Raw genomic sequence first — 14,688 nt, 5'->3', positions numbered from 1 at the left:
ATCCCGACTTACCAAACCGATGCAAACTCCGAATACCTACAAGTGCCGAGCATGGGAGACACACGGCGGGTGCTAACGTCCGTCGTGAAAAGGGAAACAACCCAGACCGTCAGCTAAGGTCCCAAAGTTATGGTTAAGTGGGAAACGATGTGGGAAGGCTTAGACAGCTAGGAGGTTGGCTTAGAAGCAGCCACCCTTTAAAGAAAGCGTAATAGCTCACTAGTCGAGTCGGCCTGCGCGGAAGATGTAACGGGGCTCAAACCATACACCGAAGCTACGGGTATCACCTTCGGGTGATGCGGTAGAGGAGCGTTCTGTAAGCCTGTGAAGGTGAGTTGAGAAGCTTGCTGGAGGTATCAGAAGTGCGAATGCTGACATGAGTAACGACAATGGGTGTGAAAAACACCCACGCCGAAAGACCAAGGTTTCCTGCGCAACGTTAATCGACGCAGGGTTAGTCGGTCCCTAAGGCGAGGCTGAAAAGCGTAGTCGATGGAAAACAGGTTAATATTCCTGTACTTCTGGTTATTGCGATGGAGGGACGGAGAAGGCTAGGCCAGCTTGGCGTTGGTTGTCCAAGTTTAAGGTGGTAGGCTGAGATCTTAGGTAAATCCGGGATCTTAAGGCCGAGAGCTGATGACGAGTTACCCTTTGGGTGACGAAGTGGTTGATGCCATGCTTCCAAGAAAAGCTTCTAAGCTTCAGGTAACCAGGAACCGTACCCCAAACCGACACAGGTGGTTGGGTAGAGAATACCAAGGCGCTTGAGAGAACTCGGGTGAAGGAACTAGGCAAAATGGCACCGTAACTTCGGGAGAAGGTGCGCCGGTGAGGGTGAAGGACTTGCTCCGTAAGCTCATGCCGGTCGAAGATACCAGGCCGCTGCGACTGTTTATTAAAAACACAGCACTCTGCAAACACGAAAGTGGACGTATAGGGTGTGACGCCTGCCCGGTGCCGGAAGGTTAATTGATGGGGTTAGCTAACGCGAAGCTCTTGATCGAAGCCCCGGTAAACGGCGGCCGTAACTATAACGGTCCTAAGGTAGCGAAATTCCTTGTCGGGTAAGTTCCGACCTGCACGAATGGCGTAACGATGGCGGCGCTGTCTCCACCCGAGACTCAGTGAAATTGAAATCGCTGTGAAGATGCAGTGTATCCGCGGCTAGACGGAAAGACCCCGTGAACCTTTACTATAGCTTTGCACTGGACTTTGAATTTGCTTGTGTAGGATAGGTGGGAGGCTTTGAAGCGTGGACGCCAGTTCGCGTGGAGCCATCCTTGAAATACCACCCTGGCAACTTTGAGGTTCTAACTCAGGTCCGTTATCCGGATCGAGGACAGTGTATGGTGGGTAGTTTGACTGGGGCGGTCTCCTCCTAAAGAGTAACGGAGGAGTACGAAGGTGCGCTCAGACCGGTCGGAAATCGGTCGTAGAGTATAAAGGCAAAAGCGCGCTTGACTGCGAGACAGACACGTCGAGCAGGTACGAAAGTAGGTCTTAGTGATCCGGTGGTTCTGTATGGAAGGGCCATCGCTCAACGGATAAAAGGTACTCCGGGGATAACAGGCTGATACCGCCCAAGAGTTCATATCGACGGCGGTGTTTGGCACCTCGATGTCGGCTCATCACATCCTGGGGCTGAAGCCGGTCCCAAGGGTATGGCTGTTCGCCATTTAAAGTGGTACGCGAGCTGGGTTTAGAACGTCGTGAGACAGTTCGGTCCCTATCTGCCGTGGACGTTTGAGATTTGAGAGGGGCTGCTCCTAGTACGAGAGGACCGGAGTGGACGAACCTCTGGTGTTCCGGTTGTCACGCCAGTGGCATTGCCGGGTAGCTATGTTCGGGAAAGATAACCGCTGAAAGCATCTAAGCGGGAAACTTGCCTCAAGATGAGATCTCACTGGAACCTTGAGTTCCCTGAAGGGCCGTCGAAGACTACGACGTTGATAGGTTGGGTGTGTAAGCGCTGTGAGGCGTTGAGCTAACCAATACTAATTGCCCGTGAGGCTTGACCATATAACACCCAAGCAATTTGCGTCGGCTCTGTAAACCAGAGCAACCAGATTGCGGTGTGTGAAGACGAAACGAACCGGAAGTTCGAAACGCACAAACACCTAGCTGTCACATACCCAATTTGCTGAAGCGAGGCCACTTGGCCACGGTTCGGTACCCGAATTTCTTGACGACCATAGAGCGTTGGAACCACCTGATCCCATCCCGAACTCAGCAGTGAAACGATGCATCGCCGATGGTAGTGTGGGGTTTCCCCATGTGAGAGTAGGTCATCGTCAAGATTAAATTCCGAAACCCCAATTGCGAAAGCAGTTGGGGTTTTGTTTTGCCCGCGAGAAAAGTTATCCAGCGAAAGCGCCGTCCCAGCCGTCCCAGCCGTCGCAAGAATCGCCCATCGGGAGAAATCGTTCTGAAGTGATGTGGCAGTTTTTGATATGGTGCAGCTCATTTTTTAACGGACTGATGTCATGCCAAAGGATCGGCACTCATTTATGTCCAAGAGTTGCTGTAGAAATGACTGAAGCCATCCCGATCAAAGATCACGAAAAAGAAACGCAACTGGTCAATAAACGGTTGATCGCCTGTGCGTTGTTCGTCTTCGCTGTCAGTTGCGCATTGGTAGTGCGGCTGTACATCCTCCAAGTCGTGGAATTCGAATACCACTCCACAATCTCTGAAAACAATCGTGTCCACGTTTTGCCAATCCCGCCGACGCGCGGCTTGATCTACGACCGAAATGGCGTACTGCTCGCCGATAACCGTCCCAGCTACAATCTGACCATCACCCGCGAACGTGCCACTGACGTCAAGCAGGAACTCGACGAGGTGATCAACCTCCTGCATCTGCCGGCCGAGGACCGCACGGTATTCGATAAGGCGATGAAGCAATCCCGCCATCCCTTCACGCCAGTGACATTGTTCTACGAGCTGACGGAAGAGCAAATCGCCGTCTTAGCCGTCAATGAGTTTCGCCTGCCTGGCCTCGATGTCGAGCCGCAGTTCGTCCGCCACTACCCGCTCGGCGCACATTTCGCCCACTCGATCGGCTACGTCGGCCGGATCAACGAGAAAGAATCCAAGACCCTCGATTCAGTGGAATACCGTGGGACTCAATCCATCGGTAAAACCGGCGTTGAGCGTTTCTATGAAGGCCAGTTACACGGTCATGTTGGTTACGAGGAGGTGGAAACCAACGCTCAAGGTCGTGTTCTCAGAGTGCTTAAACACACCGACCCAGTGCCGGGCAAAAACATCGTGCTGAGCCTTGATATCAAACTTCAGGAGGCCGCTGAGGCCGCTCTCGGGGATCGTCGTGGTTCGGTGGTGGCACTTGACCCGTCCACTGGCGAAGTACTTGCCATGGTCAGCAACCCAAGCTTTGACCCGAACCTGTTTGTTACCGGCATCAGCTCCAAGGAGTACTCGGCGCTGCGCGATTCCATCGACCGACCGCTGTTTAACCGCGTGCTGCGCGGCCTCTATGCACCCGGTTCGACAATCAAGCCGGAAGTTGCGATTGCAGGTCTCGACGCCGGCGTTGTAACCCCACAGACCCGTGTCTTCGATCCTGGCTACTACCAACTCCCGGACTTCGATCACAAATACCGCAACTGGAATCACAGCGGCGATGGTTGGGTCGACATGGACGCGGCCATCATGCGTTCCAACGACACCTATTTCTATGACCTGGCCCATAAGCTTGGCATTGATCGCCTGCATGACTACATGGCCATGTTCGGCCTTGGCGAGAAGGTTTCACTGGATATGTTCGAAGAGTCGCCAGGCTTGATGCCGTCCCAAGCCTGGAAGCGCGCCACCCGCCGTCAAGCCTGGTTTCCTGGCGAAACGGTTATCCTCGGCATCGGCCAGGGTTATATGCAAGTCACGCCGCTGCAATTGGCGCAGGCCACCGCGCTGATCGCCAACAAAGGCGTGTGGAATCGCCCGCACTTGGCCAAAACCGTTGATGGCGTGGCGCCGGTCGATGAACACCCGATGCCGAATATCCTGCTCAAGGATCCGCGTGACTGGGAGCAGGTCAACCACGGCATGCAGATGGTCATGCACGACGCGCGAGGCATTGCTCGCGCGGCAGCGGCGGGTGCGCAATACCGCATCGCTGGCAAAAGTGGTACGGCGCAAGTCGTGGCGATCAAGCAGGGCGAGCGTTACAACCGTGAGAAAACCCTCGAGCGACATCGCGACAACGCCCTGTTTGTCGGGTTTGCTCCGGCGGAGCATCCGAAAATCGCGATTTCGGTGATGATCGAAAACGGCGAGGCAGGTGGCCGTGTAGCCGGTCCGGTAGTTCGGCAAATCATGGATGCCTGGCTACTTGATCAGGACGGGCACCTTAAACCGCAGTATGCAGCGCCGACTAAAGCGCCTGGTGATCCCCACGTGTAGCGGAGCATGGACCCGATTACGATCTGATGGGTGATGGCGTCGCTATGCTGCAAGCACGCATCAGCTCCCCGGCACCGGACAGCTCATGTCGCCTTCCTCACATTTAAGATATGACTTGAGGGCTTCAACTCGCGCCTTGGTCGCGCCGGTCAGGCAAGTACGGTTGACCAACGGATACACAGAACCTCCTTCGACGCCGGACGCTGAAAACTTGCACTCGGCATCACGAAACGCCACCCAAGCCCGCTGAGCGCTGACCAGCAGCTTTTTGCTATCGGGACTGTCCTTCAAGCGCCCGATGATTTGTTGGTAAAGCGTGTTCAACTCTTTATCCGCCGCTGTGAAGTCCTGCCCGGCGCACTGGTTCATCGTCGCCTGATCGCTGGCATTGGCGCAGTCCACTGCAGCGTGAGCGAGAGGGGCGAGCAGTAAAAGGATCAGCGCCGAAATCAGGCGTGCGGACATAAGTATCTCGCTGTGTTGGAAGATAATTGAAAGCAGTGTAGCGATTGTGCTCTGCCTATTCAGGTATGCGTGATCGGGACGCCTCAAGCAGGCGATCCGCGGTTGCCGCAATCTCCTCAGCTTCATAAAGGATTTCGAGCCAGTTGTTGGGGATACCCCGTACGCCGTAATAAGCGCCGGCCAATTGGCCGGTAATCGCGGCGGTGGTGTCGGCGTCATCGCCCAGATTGGCGGCTTGCAGTATTGCCGCGCGGAAATTGTCTGTGTGATGAAAGCACCACAACGCCGCTTCCAGCGATTGCACGCTGTAACCACTGCCTTTGATAGCGTCTTGCGATTTGCCCAAGTAATCCCCGCGAGCGATAGCCGCTACTTTGGGTTGGTGGTAAGTGGAGAGTGACTGTTGGCGAAGCTCTGTCTTGGGTGCACCTTCAAGCGCCTTGGCGATCAGCGCGGCCAGCAACTGGCAGCACTCGATGGCCTCCGGAGCGGCGTGGGTGGTCCGGGAGCTGTCGGCGGCGAATGACTGTACAAGCCGCGTATCCGGGAAATAAAACAGCACGACGGGCGCCAGACGCATGAGCGAGCCGTTGCCGGCACTATCGGGGTCTGTCGAGCCGGCATAGGGATCTGCGGTGTGTTGATACCGCGTCAGCGCCTGACTCACCGTATTGCCGATATCGAAACAGTCGCCGGTCGAGCTCAGATAACCCCACTGCCACCAATTAAGGTAGCGCCCCATTTGATCGGCGGCATCGAATCCGTTTTTGATCAGCAGACTTTCCGCGAGGCAAAGCGCCATCGAGGTGTCATCGGTCCATTGCCCGGGTTTGAGATGAAACGGGCCACCACCGACCATGTCGGTCAATGGTTGGAATGATCCCCGCGGTTTGAACTCAACCGTAGTGCCGACCGCGTCGCCGCAAGCCAGGCCGAGGAGGGCGCCGCGATAACGTTCGCAAAGGGATGGCGGCATCGTTCGTCCTTGTTTTGTTCGAGTACACCGAAACGGTAGCAGTTTCTGTGTCCGAGTGGTGTCTGAATCCGGATATTGCGAGGGTTGAAATGCCGCCGGATGTTTCCCAGTGCACCGGCCTGATACAACTTCACATTGGACATGTGGTCATACAAGCCTAGTGTTCAGAACAGGAGGTGACGTATGAAACCAGTACCTAATAGTTTCGAACGCAAAATCACGCTCAAGGCGTCGCGCTCTCATGTCTGGCGTGCGCTTGTCGATGCGGAGGCGTTTGGTCAGTGGTTTGGAGTGGCGCTTGAAGGCAGGCGATTTATTGCCGGTGAATGGACACAAGGCCAAGTCACGTATCCGGGTTTTGAACACGTGTTATGGAATGTGCTGGTGGAACGGGTCGAGCCGCAACAATTGTTTTCGTTCCGCTGGCATCCATATGCGGTGAATCCGCAGGTCGATTACTCCCAGGAGCCGACGACGCTGGTCAAATTCGAATTGCAGGATTACGAAGACGGAACGTTGCTCAAAGTGTCCGAATCCGGATTCGCTCATATACCCGATGTCCGCCAGAAAGAGGCATACCACATGGACAGCCGGGGCTGGGAAGAGCAATTGAACCGGTTGGAGCACTTCCTGACCGACAGCGCAAAAGCCCGCGAGGGCGAAGATAATTGACGAGTTTGAAAGCTGCTTTTGCGGTGGCTGACCTAGCCCGGCGAGCCTCGCACGGCTGCCCATTGCCTGACACGCCTAAGGGTTTTCGGAAGGGTCGCTATGGCGAATGTCTTACACGCGCTGGTAGCTTTTACGACTATTGCCCATTGGATCCAGTGCGTAATCTACACACATCAACTGAGACACAGGGAGTGTTTCAGGATCAAGGATGATCGACCATCGCAAGGATCGCTGCCGACAGGGAGTCGATAATGGTCTTGGGAAAAACCCGCTTCGGCGGGTTTTTTTTCGCCTGTATGTTGGGGCCGTGCAGTCAGCGATCTTCAGATCGACTGTTCCCACGCGCTGCATGGGAACGTTGCCTGGGACGCTCTGCGCACAAAGACGCCGGCTGCGACCGCTCCTGGGTTTCGCCTCTCTAAGAGGCGATCAGTTGACGCAGTACATAGTGAAGAATCCCGCCTGATTTGAAGTATTCCACCTCGTTCAGGGTATCAATTCGGCAAAGCACCTCGATCTTCTCCTGTTTGCCATCTTCGCGCGTAATCACGAGCGGCAGGTTCATCCGCGGTTTCAATTCGACCCCGGTCAGCCCGAGGATTTCGAACGACTCCTTACCGGTCAGGTTGAGACTTTTGCGGTTCTGATCAAGTTTGAATTGCAGCGGCAACACCCCCATGCCGACCAGATTGGAGCGGTGAATGCGTTCGAAGCTTTCCGCGATCACTGCTTTGACTCCCAGCAGATTGGTGCCTTTGGCGGCCCAGTCACGGCTCGAGCCGGTGCCATATTCTTGCCCGGCAATTACTACCAATGGCGTACCTGAAGCCTGATAGCGCATGGCTGCGTCGTAGATCGCCAGCTTCTCGCCGGTCGGGATGTAGATCGTGTTGCCGCCTTCTTCTCCACCGAGCATTTCGTTGCGGATTCGGATGTTGGCAAACGTGCCGCGCATCATTACCTCGTGGTTGCCGCGACGTGAGCCGTAGGAATTGAAGTCACGCGGCTCGACACCTTTATCACGCAGATAACGTCCGGCCGGGCTGTCGACTTTGATATTGCCAGCAGGGGAGATGTGGTCGGTGGTCACCGAATCGCCAAGCAGCGCCAATACCCGCGCGCCTTTTACATCCTTGACTTCCGGTAACGGACCGGAAATATCGTCGAAGAAAGGCGGATGCTGAATGTAGGTCGAGCCCTCCTGCCACACGTACGTCGCCGCTTGTGGCACTTCGATGGCTTGCCACTGTTCATCGCCGGCAAACACTTCGGCGTACTCCTTGTGGAACATTGCCGTGTTCACTTGATTGACCGCCTCGGCAATCTCCTGGCTGGTCGGCCAGATATCCCGCAGATACACCGGATTACCGTGTTGATCCTCGCCCAGCGGCTCGCTGCTGATATCACTGCGCACACTGCCGGCCAGTGCATACGCGACGACCAGGGGAGGCGACGCCAGCCAATTGGTTTTCACCAGTGGATGCACACGACCCTCGAAGTTGCGGTTGCCGGACAGCACGGACGCCACGGTGAGATCGGCTTTCTGAATGGCTTTCTCGATAGGTTCCGGCAAAGGACCGGAGTTGCCGATGCAGGTGGTGCAGCCATAGCCGACCAGCGAGAAGCCGAGCTGATCGAGGTATTGAGTCAGTCCGGCCGCCTTGTAATAGTCGGTAACCACTTTCGACCCGGGGGCGAGCGAACTCTTGACCCACGGTTTGCGCGTCAGGCCTTTCTCAACGGCTTTTTTTGCCAGCAATCCGGCCGCCATCATCACACTTGGGTTGGAAGTGTTGGTGCAGGAGGTAATTGCAGCAATCACCACCGCACCATTCTTCAAGCGGTAGGTGCGGCCTTCGTACTCGTAATCGGTTTCCCCGACCAAATCGGCATTGCCCACCGCCACACCGCCGCCGCCCTCGCTTTCGAGACGGCCTTCCTCCTTGCTGGTGGGTTTGAATTGCAGATCCATGAAGTCACTGAACGCTTGCGCGACATTCGGCAGCGAGACGCGATCCTGTGGGCGTTTTGGCCCGGCGAGGCTCGCTTCGACGCTGGCCATGTCCAGCGCCAGGCTGTCAGTAAATACCGGTTCCTGGCCGGGCAGGCGCCACAAACCTTGGGCCTTGGTGTACGCCTCAACCAGTTTCACCGCTTCTGGCGGCCGGCCGGACAGGCGCAGGTAATCCAGGGTTACATCGTCGACCGGAAAGAATCCGCACGTTGCGCCATATTCCGGGGCCATGTTGGCAATGGTCGCGCGGTCTGCCAGCGGCAAGTCAGCGAGGCCGTCACCGTAAAATTCGACGAATTTGCCGACGACGCCTTTCTTGCGCAGCAACTGCGTCACCGTCAGCACCAGGTCGGTGGCGGTGATGCCTTCCTTGAGTTTGCCGGTCAGCTTGAACCCGATGACTTCCGGGATCAGCATCGAAACAGGCTGGCCGAGCATTGCCGCTTCGGCTTCGATCCCGCCGACACCCCAGCCGAGCACACCGAGACCATTGATCATAGTGGTGTGGGAGTCGGTACCGACCAGCGTGTCGGGAAACGCATAGGTGCGCCCGTCTTCGTCTTTGGTCCACACCGTGCGGCCGAGGTATTCGAGATTGACCTGGTGGCAAATACCGGTCCCCGGCGGCACCACGCTGAAATTGTCAAAGGCGTTCTGGCCCCAACGCAGGAAGGCGTAACGTTCGCCGTTACGCTGCATTTCGATATCAACGTTCTGCTCAAATGCACTGGCGCTGCCAAACTTGTCGACCATTACGGAGTGGTCGATGACCAGATCCACCGGCGACAACGGGTTGATACGCTGCGGATCGCCACCGGCCTTGGCCATTGCCGCGCGCATCGCGGCAAGGTCGACCACGGCGGGGACGCCGGTAAAGTCCTGCATCAATACGCGGGCTGGGCGGTATTGAATTTCGCGGTCGGAGCGACGCTCCTTGAGCCACGCCGCAATTGCCTTGAGGTCAGCGCCGGTGACAGTTTTTTCATCTTCCCAGCGCAGCAGGTTTTCCAGCAGGACTTTCAACGACATCGGTAGCTTGTCGAGGTCGCCCAGGCTTTTGGCGGCATCCGGCAAGCTGAAATAGTGGTAGGTCTTGTCGTCGATTTGTAAGGTTTTGAGCGTTTTCAGGCTATCGAGGGACGGCATTACAATCACTCCTTTGAATCCGCACGGCTACGGATCGGGGGACGAATAGAGCTTTAAACCTAGCCCTGTTTTGATTAGCTGGCTAATAACTGGACTCTATGAGCGGAACCAAGGTTCCGACATCGGCTATCATGCGCCGGTTTTCGTGACAGGCGTTGCTGCAACGCAAGGCTTGAGCATCGCGCAGGGGCCGAATCACCGCCCTCTGCCCAGGAGTAAGAATGAACACCCTATTCATGCATTGCCGGCCAGGCTTCGAAGGCGAAGTCTGTTCGGAGATTTCCGACCTCGCCGCGCAACTCAATGTTGCCGGGTACGCCAAGGCGAAAACCGCTACGGCGTGCGCGGAGTTTGTCTGCACCGAAGCGGACGGCGCCGAGCGCTTGATGCGCGGCCAGCGTTTTGCCGAGCTGATTTTTCCGCGCCAATGGGCGCGCGGGTTGTTCATCGATCTGCCGGAAACCGACCGCATCAGCGTAATCCTTGCGCACATGGCCGATTTCCCTGTGTGCGGCAGCCTGTGGCTGGAAGTCGTCGACACCAACGACGGCAAGGAGCTGTCGAACTTCTGCAAGAAATTCGAAGGCCCGCTGCGCAAGGCGCTGACGGGTGCTGGCAAATTGGTCGATGATGCGAGCAAACCGCGATTGTTGCTGACCTTCAAAAGCGGTCGTGAAGTGTTTCTCGGTATGGCGGATGCTGGAAATTCGGCGATGTGGCCAATGGGCATTCCGCGCCTGAAATTTCCCCGTGAGGCGCCGAGCCGGTCGACGTTGAAGCTGGAAGAGGCGTGGCACCATTTTATCCCGCGTGATCAATGGGAAGATCGCCTGCACAGCGACATGACCGGCGTCGACCTCGGCGCGGCGCCGGGCGGCTGGACCTGGCAGTTGGTGAATCGTGGCATGCTGGTGACCGCCATCGACAACGGCCCGATGGCCGAAAGCCTGATGGACACCGGTCTGGTTCAACACCTGATGGCCGACGGTTTTACCTTCAAGCCCAAGCAACCGGTGGACTGGATGGTCTGCGACATCGTCGAGAAACCGGCACGCAATGCCGCGATGCTCGAAGAGTGGATTGGTGAGGGGCATTGCCGTGAAGCAGTGGTCAATCTGAAGTTGCCAATGAAGCAGCGTTATGCCGAAGTGAAACGTTTGCTCGAGCGCATCGCCGACGGCTTCAAGGCGCGCGGGATCAAGGTCGATATCGGCTGCAAGCAGCTGTATCACGATCGTGAAGAAGTGACCTGCCATTTGCGCCGGCACGACACGAAGAAAGCAAAATCCCGCTGAAACACTGAAAAACCCTGTAGGAGCTGCCGCAGGCTGCGATCTATTGGTCTTGAAAAGCAAAGATCGCAGCCTGCGGCAGCTCCTACAGGGGCATGGCGTAACGCCACAGATGACCGAACACCCGGCAATGCGTGACAATGCCAGCCAGTTTCAGGAGTGATTCATGAGTGAAATGATCGATACCCCGGTTGATGGCACCCTCGACGCCACCGGCCTCAATTGTCCGGAACCGGTGATGATGTTGCACCAGCACATCCGCGATCTGGTGCCCGGCGGCCTGCTCAAGGTGATCGCCACGGATCCCTCGACCAAGCGCGATATTCCGAAATTCTGTGTGTTCCTCGACCATCAGCTGGTAGGCCAACATGAAGACAACGGGACTTACCTGTACTGGATTCGCAAGAAAGGCGCCTGATCCCCAGACGAACGCAGAAACAATTGTGGGAGCCAGCTTGCTGGCTCCCACATTTTTTTGTCTTGCGTACGCTGTTTAACCCATCGAACGACTGATTCGGATCCGCTTGCGCGCGCTGCGCGTCAGACGTATCGACAGCATCAGCGCTGCACAGCTCAAGCCGACGATCAAACCCTGCCACAGTCCGCTCGGACCGCGTGGCTCGCCGAGCCAGTCGGTCAGGCCCAGCGCGTAACCCACCGGCAAGCCAATGCCCCAGTACGCAAACAGGGTCAGGATCATGGTCACGCGCGTGTCCTGATACCCCCGCAGGGCGCCGGCGGCGGTGACCTGAATCGCATCGGAAAACTGGAACAGCGCCGAATACACGATCAGCATTGCCGCGATATGAATCACCGTCGGGTCGGCGGTGTAGATCGCCGCAATTGGCTCACGCAGCAACAGCATCATGCTCGCCGACAGGCAAGCGTACGCCAGCGCCGTGCCCATGCCGACGCCCGCCGCGAAACGGGCCTCGCGAGGCGCTTCGCGGCCCAATGCCTGACCGACGCGCACGGTCACCGCCATCCCCAGCGAATACGGAATCATGAACACCAGCGAGCTGACGTTCAGCGCAATCTGATGCCCGGCGACCACAGTGGCGCCGAGGCTGCCGATCAGCAGGGCGATTACGGCGAAGATGCTCGACTCGGCAAACACCGCGATACCGATCGGCAAACCAATCGACAGTAGGCGTTTGATCACCGTCCATTGCGGCCAGTCGAAACGGCTGAACAATTCGCTCGAACGATAGGCTGGGGACCAACGCTCATAACCGGCCAGACCCAGCGCCATCACCCACATCACAATCGCCGTCGCCCAACCGCAGCCAACGCCGCCCATGGCCGGCACACCGAAGTGGCCATAGATGAAGATGTAGTTCAACGGAATGTTCAGTGCCAGGCCGCACAGACCCAGCACCATCGCCGGACGGGTGCGGCCGAGGCCGTCACTGAAGCAACGCAGTACGTGATAGAAGGCCACGGCCGGCAAGCCGCTGGCGATACCGTGCAGATACTGCATGCACGGACCGATCAGTTGCGGATCGACTTTCATCAAATGCAGAACCGGTTCGGCGGCGACCAGCATCGTGGTCGCAATCAGCCCGACCGCCAGCGCCAGCCATAGTGCCTGTCGCACGATCGGGCCAATCTCGCTATGGGTGCCAGCGCCGTACCGCTGGGCGACTTTTGGGGTTGTCGCCAGCAGGGTGCCGGTCATCAACAGAAAGACCGGAACCCAGATCGAGTTGCCCAAGGCCACCGCCGCGAGATCCTTCGGCCCGACACGTCCGGCCATTACCGCATCGACGAAGCCCATCGCGGTGGTCGCCAACTGCGCGATGATGATCGGCAACGCCAGCGCGAGCAGGTTTTTGAGTTCCAGGCGAATCCGCGCAGGGCGGGTGAGGGAAACGGCGACAGGTTGATCGATTACGGAATTCACAGGCGAAGCGTCCAAAAGGTATTGATGCGCGAGGCGCCGCATTCTACGCCGCTGACGCCTTGGTCAGGAAAAATCCTCTGTTGCGGATTTGTAACCTGTATCAGCTGCCGCAGGCTGCGATCTTTTGCCTTTGTTTTGATCAACAGCAAAAGATCGCAGCCTGCGGCAGCTCCTCCAGTTAGACTGGTTATCCGCCCAAGGAGCCCGCCATGCTGATTGTTGCCGACGAAAATATCCCCCTGCTCGACGCCTTTTTTGCCGGTTTCGGTGAGATTCGCCGTGTGCCGGGCCGTTCGATTGACCCCGCGACGGTCGAACAGGCCGATGTGTTGCTGGTGCGCTCGGTTACCGCCGTCAACCGCGCCCTGCTTGAGAACAGCAAGGTGCGTTTCGTCGGCACCTGCACCATTGGCACCGATCATCTGGACCTCGATTATTTCAACCAGGCCGGCATCACCTGGTCGAGCGCGCCGGGCTGTAACGCCCGTGGCGTGGTCGATTACGTGCTGGGCAGTTTGATGACGCTGGCAGAAATCGAAGGCGTCGACCTGGCTCAACGCACCTACGGGGTTGTTGGCGCCGGCGAAGTGGGCGGTCGATTGATCAAGGTGTTGAAAGGCCTCGGCTGGAACGTCAAAGTCTGCGATCCGCCGCGCCAGGCTGCCGAGGGCGGCGATTATGTCAGTCTGGAGGAGATCATCGAGCAGTGCGATGTCATCAGCCTGCACACGCCGCTGACTCGCAACGGTGATGCTGCGACCTGGCATTTATTCGATCAACAGCGTTTGCAGCGACTCAAATCTGGCGCCTGGCTGATCAACGCGGCCCGTGGCCCGGTGGTGGATAATGCCGCCCTGCGCGAGGTGTTACTGGAGCGTGAAGACCTGCAAGCCGTCCTTGATGTCTGGGAAGCGGAGCCGGAGGTGGACGTGGCGCTGGCCGAGCTCTCCGTGCTGGCTACCCCGCACATTGCCGGTTACAGCCTCGATGGCAAGCAGCGTGGCACTGCGCAGATCTATCAGGCTTATTGCCGATTCCTCGGTCAGCCTGCGCGCATTCAGCTCAGCGATCTGCTGCCAGCGCCGTGGCTGTCGGAGGTCAGCTTGCATGCCGACAGTGATCCGGCCTGGGCGCTGGCAATGTTGTGCCGTGGCGTGTACGACCCGCGCCGTGACGATGCGGATTTCCGTCGTAGTCTCGTAGGCAACGTCGCGCAGCAGCGTGCGGCGTTTGACGTGTTGCGCAAACAATATCCGGTGCGGCGCGAGATCGAAGGATTGAAGGTGCGGATCGAGGGGGAGTCGCCGGTTCTGCGGCAGATTGTCGAGGCACTCGGCGCCATCGCAACCCCTTGATCCACAGACTTGTAGGAGCTGTCGAGTAAAAAGAGGCTGCGATCTCTTGATTGTAAAAAGATCGCAGCCTCGTTTCACTCAACAGCTCCTACTAAATCGCGGGAAATTCGGGGCAGAAAAAACCCGGCCAACATGGGCCGGGTCAGGAAGACGGTGGCTATATCACTCTTGTTCGGCAGGCTTGACCAATCGCTTCTCCAGTTCGCGGCAAGCGTCCTGGATCATGTCTTCAGTGATCGGTACTTCGCGGCCCTGCTCATCAATCATCGAGCAACCCAAGGTCTGGCCGGGTTCGATGCGGATCACTTCAATCTTGTCATCGCTGCTGTGTTGCAAGGACATGGCCTGTCTCCTCATCAGGTTGTGCGCCTAGGTTAAAACCGCCACGTGACCAGGCTGTGACAACTCCCTGCGGTCCGTCAGTGGCGACAACACCACTCAAA

At 57.4% G+C, this 14,688-nt stretch carries 10 protein-coding genes and 2 rRNA genes (1 of these 12 only partly in view); 7 read left to right on the top strand and 5 right to left on the bottom strand.

Going from position 1 to position 14,688, the window contains the following annotated elements; all coding sequences use genetic code 11:
- The 3 genes from EL257_RS18395 to mrdA form a co-directional block, all read left to right on the top strand.
- Positions 1-2,019, top strand: a 23S ribosomal RNA gene (locus EL257_RS18395) (it extends 875 nt beyond the left edge of the window).
- Positions 2,020-2,181: 162 nt separating this feature from the next.
- Positions 2,182-2,297: ribosomal RNA gene (rrf, locus tag EL257_RS18390) — 5S ribosomal RNA — on the top strand.
- A 232-nt stretch (positions 2,298-2,529) separates the two neighbouring features.
- Positions 2,530-4,422, top strand: coding sequence for a penicillin-binding protein 2 (mrdA, locus tag EL257_RS18385; protein ID WP_126365019.1), 1,893 nt, complete (start codon positions 2,530-2,532; stop codon positions 4,420-4,422).
- Positions 4,423-4,482: 60 nt separating this feature from the next.
- Here mrdA and EL257_RS18380 read toward each other — a convergent pair whose 3' ends face one another.
- Entirely contained in the window at positions 4,483-4,887 is a 405-nt protein-coding gene (locus EL257_RS18380; protein ID WP_126365017.1) for a lysozyme inhibitor LprI family protein, read from the bottom strand.
- A gap of 55 nt (positions 4,888-4,942) precedes the next feature.
- Positions 4,943-5,863 (bottom strand): ADP-ribosylglycohydrolase family protein, encoded by a 921-nt coding sequence (locus EL257_RS18375; protein ID WP_126365015.1) that lies wholly within the window; start codon positions 5,861-5,863, stop codon positions 4,943-4,945.
- 183 nt (positions 5,864-6,046) lie between these two features.
- On the opposite strand from EL257_RS18375, the gene EL257_RS18370 reads away from it, so the two are divergent.
- Complete coding sequence (locus EL257_RS18370) at positions 6,047-6,535, top strand: SRPBCC family protein (RefSeq protein ID WP_126365013.1); 489 nt, start codon at positions 6,047-6,049, stop codon at positions 6,533-6,535.
- Between the two features lie 418 nt (positions 6,536-6,953).
- Here EL257_RS18370 and acnA read toward each other — a convergent pair whose 3' ends face one another.
- Positions 6,954-9,695 carry an aconitate hydratase AcnA gene (gene acnA, locus EL257_RS18365; protein ID WP_126365011.1) on the bottom strand — a complete coding sequence of 914 codons (2,742 nt, stop codon included), beginning with the start codon at positions 9,693-9,695 and terminating at the stop codon, positions 6,954-6,956.
- A 221-nt stretch (positions 9,696-9,916) separates the two neighbouring features.
- Here acnA and rlmM point away from each other — a divergent pair, with 221 nt between their 5' ends.
- Both rlmM and tusA read left to right on the top strand, forming a co-directional pair.
- Positions 9,917-10,990 carry a 23S rRNA (cytidine(2498)-2'-O)-methyltransferase RlmM gene (rlmM, locus tag EL257_RS18360; protein WP_126365009.1) on the top strand — a complete coding sequence of 358 codons (1,074 nt, stop codon included), beginning with the start codon at positions 9,917-9,919 and terminating at the stop codon, positions 10,988-10,990.
- A 163-nt stretch (positions 10,991-11,153) separates the two neighbouring features.
- Positions 11,154-11,405: a sulfurtransferase TusA gene (gene tusA / locus EL257_RS18355; RefSeq protein WP_126365007.1), complete on the top strand. Its 252-nt coding sequence runs from the start codon at positions 11,154-11,156 to the stop codon at positions 11,403-11,405.
- Between the two features lie 75 nt (positions 11,406-11,480).
- Here the strand turns inward: tusA and EL257_RS18350 are convergent, their stop codons facing one another.
- Positions 11,481-12,890: an MATE family efflux transporter gene (locus EL257_RS18350; RefSeq protein WP_126365005.1), complete on the bottom strand. Its 1,410-nt coding sequence runs from the start codon at positions 12,888-12,890 to the stop codon at positions 11,481-11,483.
- A gap of 209 nt (positions 12,891-13,099) precedes the next feature.
- Here EL257_RS18350 and pdxB point away from each other — a divergent pair, with 209 nt between their 5' ends.
- Positions 13,100-14,245: a 4-phosphoerythronate dehydrogenase PdxB gene (pdxB, locus tag EL257_RS18345; protein ID WP_126365003.1), complete on the top strand. Its 1,146-nt coding sequence runs from the start codon at positions 13,100-13,102 to the stop codon at positions 14,243-14,245.
- A gap of 162 nt (positions 14,246-14,407) precedes the next feature.
- Here pdxB and EL257_RS18340 read toward each other — a convergent pair whose 3' ends face one another.
- Positions 14,408-14,587, bottom strand: a complete 180-nt coding sequence (locus EL257_RS18340) for a PA1571 family protein (protein WP_126365001.1) — start codon at positions 14,585-14,587, stop codon at positions 14,408-14,410.
- Between the last annotated feature and the right edge of the window lie 101 nt (positions 14,588-14,688).

The organism is Pseudomonas fluorescens (genome assembly GCF_900636825.1).
GTDB lineage: Bacteria > Pseudomonadota > Gammaproteobacteria > Pseudomonadales > Pseudomonadaceae > Aquipseudomonas > Aquipseudomonas fluorescens_BG.
Note: the sequence above shows the minus strand (reverse complement) of the source record. Positions and strands in the feature narration are given on the sequence as shown.

What these genes read in the sequence shown, in the direction of transcription:
- mrdA (WP_126365019.1), top strand. Translation starts at nt 2,530, where the DNA reads ATGACTGAAGCCATCCCGATCAAAGATCACGAAAAAGAAACGCAACTG.
- EL257_RS18380 (WP_126365017.1), bottom strand. Translation starts at nt 4,887, where the DNA reads ATGTCCGCACGCCTGATTTCGGCGCTGATCCTTTTACTGCTCGCCCCT.
- EL257_RS18375 (WP_126365015.1), bottom strand. Translation starts at nt 5,863, where the DNA reads ATGCCGCCATCCCTTTGCGAACGTTATCGCGGCGCCCTCCTCGGCCTG.
- EL257_RS18370 (WP_126365013.1), top strand. Translation starts at nt 6,047, where the DNA reads ATGAAACCAGTACCTAATAGTTTCGAACGCAAAATCACGCTCAAGGCG.
- acnA (WP_126365011.1), bottom strand. Translation starts at nt 9,695, where the DNA reads ATGCCGTCCCTCGATAGCCTGAAAACGCTCAAAACCTTACAAATCGAC.
- rlmM (WP_126365009.1), top strand. Translation starts at nt 9,917, where the DNA reads ATGAACACCCTATTCATGCATTGCCGGCCAGGCTTCGAAGGCGAAGTC.
- tusA (WP_126365007.1), top strand. Translation starts at nt 11,154, where the DNA reads ATGAGTGAAATGATCGATACCCCGGTTGATGGCACCCTCGACGCCACC.
- pdxB (WP_126365003.1), top strand. Translation starts at nt 13,100, where the DNA reads ATGCTGATTGTTGCCGACGAAAATATCCCCCTGCTCGACGCCTTTTTT.
- EL257_RS18340 (WP_126365001.1), bottom strand. Translation starts at nt 14,587, where the DNA reads ATGTCCTTGCAACACAGCAGCGATGACAAGATTGAAGTGATCCGCATC.